Annotated in this window: 7 protein-coding genes and 1 pseudogene; all 8 read left to right on the forward strand. The window is 47.9% G+C overall.

All coding sequences use genetic code 11. The annotated features are described in order from the left end of the window. Positions 1–1,199: 1,199 nt before the first annotated feature. Positions 1,200–2,027 (forward strand): thymidylate synthase, encoded by an 828-nt coding sequence (locus INT20_RS17695; protein WP_407647910.1) that lies wholly within the window; start codon positions 1,200–1,202, stop codon positions 2,025–2,027. Continuing rightward, positions 2,024–2,563 carry a dihydrofolate reductase gene (locus tag INT20_RS17700; protein WP_193057430.1) on the forward strand — a complete coding sequence of 180 codons (540 nt, stop codon included), beginning with the start codon at positions 2,024–2,026 and terminating at the stop codon, positions 2,561–2,563. Before INT20_RS17695 ends, INT20_RS17700 begins: the two co-directional genes overlap by 4 nt. Before the next feature lie 20 nt (positions 2,564–2,583). After that, positions 2,584–3,384, forward strand: a complete 801-nt coding sequence (locus INT20_RS17705) for a ProQ/FINO family protein (protein ID WP_193057431.1) — start codon at positions 2,584–2,586, stop codon at positions 3,382–3,384. A 264-nt stretch (positions 3,385–3,648) separates the two neighbouring features. Beyond that, positions 3,649–4,725, forward strand: a complete 1,077-nt coding sequence (locus tag INT20_RS17710) for a porin (protein ID WP_193053742.1) — start codon at positions 3,649–3,651, stop codon at positions 4,723–4,725. A 422-nt stretch (positions 4,726–5,147) separates the two neighbouring features. Continuing rightward, complete coding sequence (locus INT20_RS17715) at positions 5,148–6,464, forward strand: MATE family efflux transporter (protein ID WP_193057432.1); 1,317 nt, start codon at positions 5,148–5,150, stop codon at positions 6,462–6,464. Between the two features lie 21 nt (positions 6,465–6,485). Continuing rightward, positions 6,486–7,160 carry a WecB/TagA/CpsF family glycosyltransferase gene (locus tag INT20_RS17720; RefSeq protein WP_193057433.1) on the forward strand — a complete coding sequence of 225 codons (675 nt, stop codon included), beginning with the start codon at positions 6,486–6,488 and terminating at the stop codon, positions 7,158–7,160. 3 nt (positions 7,161–7,163) lie between these two features. Next, on the forward strand, positions 7,164–7,805 hold the full coding sequence (locus INT20_RS17725) for a glycosyltransferase family 32 protein (RefSeq protein ID WP_193053739.1): 642 nt from the start codon (positions 7,164–7,166) through the stop codon (positions 7,803–7,805). Between the two features lie 148 nt (positions 7,806–7,953). Continuing rightward, positions 7,954–8,178, forward strand: a pseudogene (locus tag INT20_RS17730) (IS256 family transposase); the annotation flags it as partial.

Raw genomic sequence — 8,178 nt, forward strand, 5'->3', positions numbered from 1 at the left:
CCCGCGGGTGCCTTGCCGTTCGTTCCTCACGGCGCGTTACCACGCGCTACATCTGAATAATCAAAGCGTTAGATGAATTTGTAGCGCGTGGTAAGCGCAGCGCACCCGCGAGAGCACCGCGCAGCGGTGCCAAGATGCAGAGAGGTGCCCAGCGGGCGTCGTTCCGCCGCCTCCCGCGGGTGCCCTCACGGCGCGTTACCACGCGCTACATTTAAATAATCAAAGCGTTAGATGAATTTGTAGCGCGTGGTAAGCGCAGCGCACCCGCGGGAGCACCGCGCAGCGGTGCCAAGTGCAGTAAAGGTGCCAAGATGCAGAGAGGTGCCAAAGCGAACGAGGTGTCCAACGGGCGTCGTTCCGCCGCCTCCCGCGGGTGCCTTGCCGTTCGTTCCTCACGGCGCGTTACCACGCGCTACATTTGAATAATCAAAACGTTAGATGAATTTGTAGCGCGTGGTAAGCGCAGCGCACCCGCGGGAGCACCGCGCAGCGGTGCCAAGTGCAGAGAGGTGCCAAGATGCAGAGAGGTACCCACGGGCGTCGTTCCGCCGCCTCCCGCGGGTGCCTTGCCGTTCGTTCCTCACGACGCGTTACCACGCGCTACATCTAAATAATCAAAGCGTTAGATGAATTTGTAGCGCGTGGTAAGCGCAGCGCACCCGCGGGAGCACCGCGCAGCGGTGCCAAGTGCAGAGAGGTGCCAAGATGCAGAGAGGTACCCATGGGCGTCGTTCCGCCGCCTCCCGCGGGTGCCTTGCCGTTCGTTCCTCACGGCGCGTTACCACGCGCTACATTTGAATAATCAAAACGTTAGATAATTTGTAGCGCGTGGTAAGCGCAGCGCACCCGCGGGAGCACCGCGCAGCGGTGCCAAGTGCAGAAAGGTGCCAAGATGCAGAGAGGTACCCATGGGCGTCGTTCCGCCGCCTCCCGCGGGTGCCTTGCCGTTCGTCCCTCACGGCGCGTTACCACGCGCTACATCTAAATAATCAAAGCGTTAGGTGAATTTGTGGCGCGTGGTAAGCGCAGCGATGCAGGGATGAAGAGATGCCAGAGGGCGTTATTCCACAAGGCTTGCGAATGCTTCATCAGCCATTAACCCCTCGCGCTAGACCCTCGCAGCCAAGCGGCCTAGAATACGCCTCTATATAGCCTGCAATTTTGGAAACTCTGTGACTGTTACCACGCCTACATCAAATATGACGATGAATGCCAGCGCTCAACCTGCGCTTGAACAGCCGTATTTGGATCTAATGCGCACTGTGTTGGAACATGGCGTTGACCGCAACGACCGTACCGGGGTGGGCACACGCTCGGTGTTTGGCCATCAAATGCGGTTTGATTTATCACGCGGCTTTCCACTGATAACGACGAAAAAACTGCATTTGCGCTCTATTATCCATGAGCTCTTGTGGTTTCTGAAAGGCGATACCAATATTGCCTATTTACAGCAAAACGGTGTACGCATTTGGGACGAGTGGGCTGATGAACACGGCAATCTTGGCCCTGTTTATGGCTATCAATGGCGCAGCTGGCCCGACCCTAAAGGAGGCAGCGTCGACCAAATTGCCAACGTATTGAAGCAAATTCGTACCACACCACAGTCGCGCCGGTTGATAGTCTCCGCCTGGAATCCTGCTCAGGTTGATGAAATGAAACTGCCGCCTTGCCACTGTCTGTTTCAGTTCTATGTAGCAAACGGGCGTCTTTCCTGCCAACTTTACCAGCGCAGTGCCGATATTTTTCTTGGCGTACCGTTCAATATTGCAAGCTACGCGCTACTGTTGGCGATGGTGGCGCAGGTAACGGGGCTTGAGCCGGGAGAGTTTGTTCATACGCTGGGGGATGCACATCTCTATAGCAATCATTTTGAACAAGCGGAAGAGCAGCTCACGCGTGAGCCGAAAGTACCGCCTCGGCTGGTGCTGAATCCTGAGGTGAATGATTTATTTGCATTTACCTTTGATGATATCCACATCGAAGCGTATGACGCCCACCCCCATATAAAAGCCAAGGTGGCGGTATGAGCCTTACCAGCAATGAATTTGAATCATTAGTCCCTGTTGCCATGATTGTAGCAATGTCCAAAAACCGTGTTATTGGTGTGGATGGTAAGCTGCCTTGGCATCTTCCGGAAGATCTTAAATTCTTCAAACGTATGACTCAGGCGAAACCGTTGGTCATGGGGCGCAAAACCTACGCCTCCATTGGCAAGCCGCTGCCGAATCGGCTTAATATAGTCGTAACGCATAATAAAGAGTTCGCACCCGATGGTGTTCGAGTCTGTCACGATTTGCCCGCCGCTTTGGCACTGGCAGACCAGCAGGCAACGATTGATGCGGCTGAAGAAATTATGGTGATGGGGGGCGGAGAGATTTACCGCCAGGCGCTACCATTTGCACAGCGGCTTTACATCACAGAAGTGGATGTTGAAGTGGAAGGTGATGCTGCATTCCCCGAATTGGCAGCAGATGAGTGGCGGGAAGTGCAGCGTGTGGCTGGAACACCTGCTGATGGCAAGCCAGCGTACGATTTTGTAGTTTATGAGCGCACTGCTGACTAAAAAAGGTCAAAGGAGAAGGTATGGCCGCCAGCGTAATGCAGTTATTAGACAGCCTGGAGTCGCGCCTTGAGCAGGCTCAAAGGGAGTTGCAAGCCCTACGGCGGGAGAACGTGCAGTTAAAAGAGCAGCTCGCAACGCAAGCAGTTACGCAGCAACAAACGCTCAACGATCTAAGTGCGCCGAGTCAAAAAGCAAACACGGATGGCGTGCATGAAGGCACAGAACAGGTGACATTGGCTCAGCCTACGGTTGAGCCGCCCCGCCCAGTGTCAGCAAATTCAAATCCCGAAGCAGATGTAGCTGAAGCCCTGGCTGCTCATGATGCGCAGCCACCGTCGCCTCATGCCCTTCTAAAAGAGTGGTATAAGCGTTACCCGAATACCTTTTTCAAAGGCCACACGAAGCCCTTAAAAGTCGGTATTCATCAAGACCTGGCAGCACGTGAGCCTTGGTCAGGAAAGCTGATTCGTCGCGCCTTGGCTAATTACGTGAATTTACCGCGTTATTTAAAATCGGTACGGGAAGGGGTAGAGCGTATTGATCTGGATGGCCAGTTGGCCGGAAAGGTAGATAAAGAAGCAGCTTTGCACGCTGCGGAGAAACGTAAGGCTAAACAAAAAAGAGTAGAGGCAACAGAGTGTGTACAGCACACGCCACAAGGAAAGCCTTTAGAAAAAAAGAGCGCCCACCTATCAACACTGGCGATAACGACGCAAACCATCCAGGCCAAGGGTGAAGAGGCGGATAAGGTTAGACAAGAAAAGCCGTTGAGCATGGAAGATAAATTAAAAGACCTACAGCAAAGGTTCAAAGCGCGCTGAGACCTGATTACGCTGGTGGGGTTCCTCAAAATTGCTTATTTCATAAAAAAACACTGTTTTTTTTATTGCGTTAACTGAAATCCCGGTATAGAGTTTGACGTGCGAGCATTGGACTATAACAAGGTTTGTTTGAGGACGTGCCACATACCACTGGGAAAAACCAGAGGATGAGAAAACGAGCACAGCCCGCGAGCCAACTGCTGAAGGCCCATATAAGCCCGGCAGCTACGATCGAAACAGTAAGCTAGTTAAGGAACCTATATCATGAAAAAGACACTTTTAGCGACTGCTATCATCGGTGCCCTGAGTGCCACGGCTGCCGCTCAAGCAGCTACCGTATATGACCAGGACGGCACCAAGCTGGATATCTATGGCCGTATTGGTCTGGGTGTTGAAGGCGGCGGTGTTAAGTACAACAGCAGCGGCGAGCGCATTAACCGCAGCGGTGACTTCGTAAACGTTGGTTCTCGCCTTGGCCTGCGCATGAGCCAAGCAATCACTAGCGATATGACCGCATTTGGTCGTCTTGAGTGGCGCTTTAAAGCCAACAGCCGGGAAGACGCTGGTAGCGGCTTTGACGAGCTGCGCCAGAGCTACTTAGGTGTTCAGAGCCAGCAATACGGTACTTTCCAAGCCGGTAACTTCGATAGCTTCTACCTGCAGTTTGTGTCCAGCCCGTTCGATGTTTACATCAACAATGGCCTGCACTTCGCTGGTAACGGCAAACAGTCGCGCGGCGACTCTATCGGTTACTACACGCCTGACCTGGAAGGTTTCACTGCCTTCCTGCAGCTGAAAAACTACAGCGAGCGTGGCTTGGTTGAAGGTGTAGAGACTACCGAGCAAGGTAACGTTATAGCACCGCAAGGTGGTGTTCGTTATGAGAACGGTCCTGTTACGGTAGGTCTGGGTTTTGTTGAAGACGTTCGTCGTGGCGGCGGTAACGGTGAAATGATGTACGGCCTAATCGGTCAGTACGAGTTCACTGACCAGTTCTCTGCGCGTCTTGGTTACGAAAATCGTCAAAATAATAACGACCAAGGCTACAAAGATAGCATGGGCGCGAAAGACGAAAATGGCTACAACACTGTTGGTTTAGGTGCTACCTTCACCACCGGTCCTTGGGCATTCACGGGTGACTTCTACAACATCAACCGTGACGGCCAAGACAGCAGCAAAGCCTGGTCACTGGGAAGCTACTACAAAGTTTCCAGCGCTATGGATGTGTTCCTGGAAGTTAACGATAACGATGCCAAAGCTGGCAACGACAGCACACGTCAGCAGTTTGATAACCTGACTGATGATGCATACTGGCTGACAGGCGTTCGTTACTTCTTCTAAGCCTGGTTTAATAACCTTGCTTTGAGAGTAACCTGCCTAGCAGACCTAATAGAACCGGCCTCTTTTGAGGCCGGTTTTTTTATACTTTTAAAAAGAGCTCTCGTTGGAAGATCTCAGCTAGTTAAAAAAACTGTACTGTAAGCTTTAGTCCGTTGGCGAGCGAAGAGGTTATCAATAAAGCGGAAATGCAAGTGTCGAACCTTGCTTGCTCGTGGATACGTACTAGGGTCTGTCTGAAAAGTCGACGAGCGCAGACACTTTTCAGACAGAGCCTAAAAAAGATACTTGTTCTTAACCTGTGTTAGCATAAGAAAGGTGGGTTATGATATTTGTCTCAAACTCGTGATCATAATGCTCGAAAAAAATATGCTATATAAAATATAGTGTTTAATTGCCTGTCGATAACTTTATAAAGAGTACCTATGAGTTTGGTTAAAAATCAGTTGTTAACGACATTTGCTGCGAGGGGCGTAGCTGCGGGCGGCACTTTTTTACTCTCCTATGTACTCGCTACACAAGTAAGCGTTCAGGATTTCGGTTCTTTCATGATATGTTTTTCTATTATGATTGGCTTGCAGGTGTTTGCCAGTATAGGTACTGATAGAGCAACACTGAAATTTATGGGCGTTGCACTTTCAAATAATAGCAGAAACGAAGTGCGTTGGATTTATAAGCAAGCTTTTATTATAAACCTAATAGTTAGTGCTTTATTGGCTATCTTGTTATGGTTCTTAGCACCTATCTTATCCACGTGGTTTTTTTCTAGCCATGATTTGGGTGTGGCAAGTTTAAGAATAACTGCGTTTGTTTCACCTTTGTATACCATTATTTATCTATGTAACTTTATTCTAAAGGGGTGGGGGAGAGCCAATGTTTCATGCTTGTTTGAAATAGGCTGCATCTCAATTGTGCTTAGCCTCATGATTGCCATTTTTACAATGCGATTAGGGGTTGTGCTAAACGTTGTTCATTTAATGTCGATGTTGTCAGTCGTGCTGGCAATATATCTATCAATTGCGGTTGGATTAGTAATAGGCGTTTATAAGAGAAGTGGTCTTCTTTCTACAAATGAAATAACGTTTAATAAAAAATTTTATGGTAGTTTGCCTGATTTTTTATTGGTAGGTGTTATATTTTTTTATACTCAATGGGGGGTAAGCATTGTTCTAGGCCTTTTTGAAACCGAGCGTCAAGTAGCGATATTTAGCCTTGGCTTAAGAGTAGCAATGGTCGTTGGGTTTATTCTAACGGTGTACGACAGTATTTTGGGGCCTCGGTTTTCACGCTTGCATCATGAAAATGACCTACAAGCCCTAAAGTTGCTGGGGCAAAAAAGTGCTCTGCAGATGTTTTGCTTTTCACTTGTACCTTCAATTGTTTTTTTGGTGTGGCCCGAATGGATACTATCCTTTTTTGGTCCTGAATATACTTCAGGTGAAGGTGTATTACGTATTATGGTTGTCGCTCAGTTAGTCAATGTAATGACAGGCTCGGTTGTTTTGTTTCTATTAATGACCGACAATCAGAAAGCAGCAAGAAACATTCTCGTCTATTCAGCGCTGACGGCGGGCGCCGCTTCTGTTATTTTAATTCCAAGGCTAGGTGCGGAGGGTGCCGCATACTCACTTCTCTTATGTTTGGTAATACAAAACTTTTTAGCTGTGTATATTGTTCATAAAAGATTTGGTTTTATTATTATCGATTGGCGTGATGTTTTGAACTTCCGTAGGAAGTGTTAATTATTAACCAGGGATGCGGTGATGATCAAAATAGAAAAGAAATTCCTTTTTAAGCCAGGAGAAAATTACAGCTTTATAAATCCATACTCGCTTGGCGTGGTATGCCAGTCGTTGACAACATCAGAATGTCAGAAGATAAAGTTTCTGGCTGATGGTATTGCAATTGTTATCTATGCTCGATTGTTCAAAAAAAGAGTTATTAAGCGCACTAGTTTTGATGACACATCCTTAGCTCCCATTGTTTTTCAGTATGCTTGTCATAATAATTTATCTATCGCTCTGATCGGAGGAACACAAGAAAATATTCGACAGGCAAAAAGTTTGCTGGAGAATAAATATCCTGGCCTAAGAATACTGTTTTCTGAGTCGGGCTATTTTGCTAATCAGGACGCCTATCAAAGCTGCCTTGATAAGGTCGTATCTGCTGATATCTTGATTGTAGGCATGGGAGCAGGAAAACAAGAACACGTGTTGCTGGATGCTCGTGCAAAGGGATGGCAGGGGACTGGCTTTACCTGTGGTGGTTATCTGGACCAGATCGTGCAAGCACGTGGCGATGAATACTATCCAAGGGTTCTAAATATACTTCATCTTCGTTGGCTTTACCGTCTATTAAAAGAGCCGCGCCGCCTGTCAAAGCGTTACTTTAAAGACTATCCTTATTTTTTAATCAAATTTGGTAATAAAATAGAGTAATTTATGATACCCAAGAAAATTCATTATTGCTGGTTTGGTGGGCGTGAAATGTCCTCATTGTATAAACAATGTGTTGAGACATGGCGCCAAGCTATGCCTGATTTTGAAATCATGGAGTGGAATGAAAGCTCTATCGATAGTACTCACCCCTTTATCGCTTCTTGCTTGAAAAAAAAACAGTGGGCGTTCCTTTCAGACTATATGCGGATGGTAGCGCTGCGTGACCATGGCGGGGTATACCTCGACGTAGATATTGAAGCCGTTAAAAGTGTAGCGCCTCTATTAAAGCATGACTGTTTCCTAGGTTATGAAGATGAGGGTCGGCTCAATACTGCTGTATTGGGAGGTATAGCGGGCCACCATTTTTTCCGTAATGCTATTGAGCTTATTGAAAGCCGGCATCGCAGGAACAAACCTTTCCTTATAGCACCAGAAGTGGCCAATATGTGTGTGGAGAAAGATGCGTCAGGTATTGAGCTGTTACCCTGGCCTTGCTTTTATCCTTATAATCCCTATGCCAAGGCACATGATAGAAAGCAGCTTATGTATAGCTATATAGAAAACAATACTTATTTAATACACCATTGGGGAAAAGGCTGGAAGATGAGCTTTGCAGAAAGACTTAAAAGAAAAATATTTAAGTAGTTGAGCGACTGTGCAAAAGGGTCTGTTTTCAGAAAACTAACTACTCAGGGAATGAGAGTTGAATGAAAAAAATCAATGTAACATTAATGTTTCTGGGTAGTGTTCAGAATTCTGTGTCACTTCTACCCTAAGAGGAAAGAGGTGATGTATGACACAACCAACATTTGACATGGACGCGGCGCTGAAAGCCCTGCGAGAAGGGAAAGATCTCACCGGCAAGGAGGGCATTCTGACGCCGCTCATCAAGCAGTTGACCGAGGCTGCCATGCAGGCGGAGCTCGACGCGCATCTCGACAATCAAGAGACGCCCAACCGCAAAAACGGGGGCTCTCCCAAGACCATGAAAAGCCCTGCAGGCCGCTTTGAGCTAACC

This window comes from Halomonas citrativorans, from assembly GCF_014898005.1.
In the GTDB taxonomy this organism is placed as follows: Bacteria; Pseudomonadota; Gammaproteobacteria; order Pseudomonadales; family Halomonadaceae; genus Vreelandella; species Vreelandella citrativorans.

What these genes read in the sequence shown, in the direction of transcription:
- INT20_RS17695 (WP_407647910.1), top strand. Translation starts at nt 1,200, where the DNA reads ATGACGATGAATGCCAGCGCTCAACCTGCGCTTGAACAGCCGTATTTG.
- INT20_RS17700 (WP_193057430.1), top strand. Translation starts at nt 2,024, where the DNA reads ATGAGCCTTACCAGCAATGAATTTGAATCATTAGTCCCTGTTGCCATG.
- INT20_RS17705 (WP_193057431.1), top strand. Translation starts at nt 2,584, where the DNA reads ATGGCCGCCAGCGTAATGCAGTTATTAGACAGCCTGGAGTCGCGCCTT.
- INT20_RS17710 (WP_193053742.1), top strand. Translation starts at nt 3,649, where the DNA reads ATGAAAAAGACACTTTTAGCGACTGCTATCATCGGTGCCCTGAGTGCC.
- INT20_RS17715 (WP_193057432.1), top strand. Translation starts at nt 5,148, where the DNA reads ATGAGTTTGGTTAAAAATCAGTTGTTAACGACATTTGCTGCGAGGGGC.
- INT20_RS17720 (WP_193057433.1), top strand. Translation starts at nt 6,486, where the DNA reads ATGATCAAAATAGAAAAGAAATTCCTTTTTAAGCCAGGAGAAAATTAC.
- INT20_RS17725 (WP_193053739.1), top strand. Translation starts at nt 7,164, where the DNA reads ATGATACCCAAGAAAATTCATTATTGCTGGTTTGGTGGGCGTGAAATG.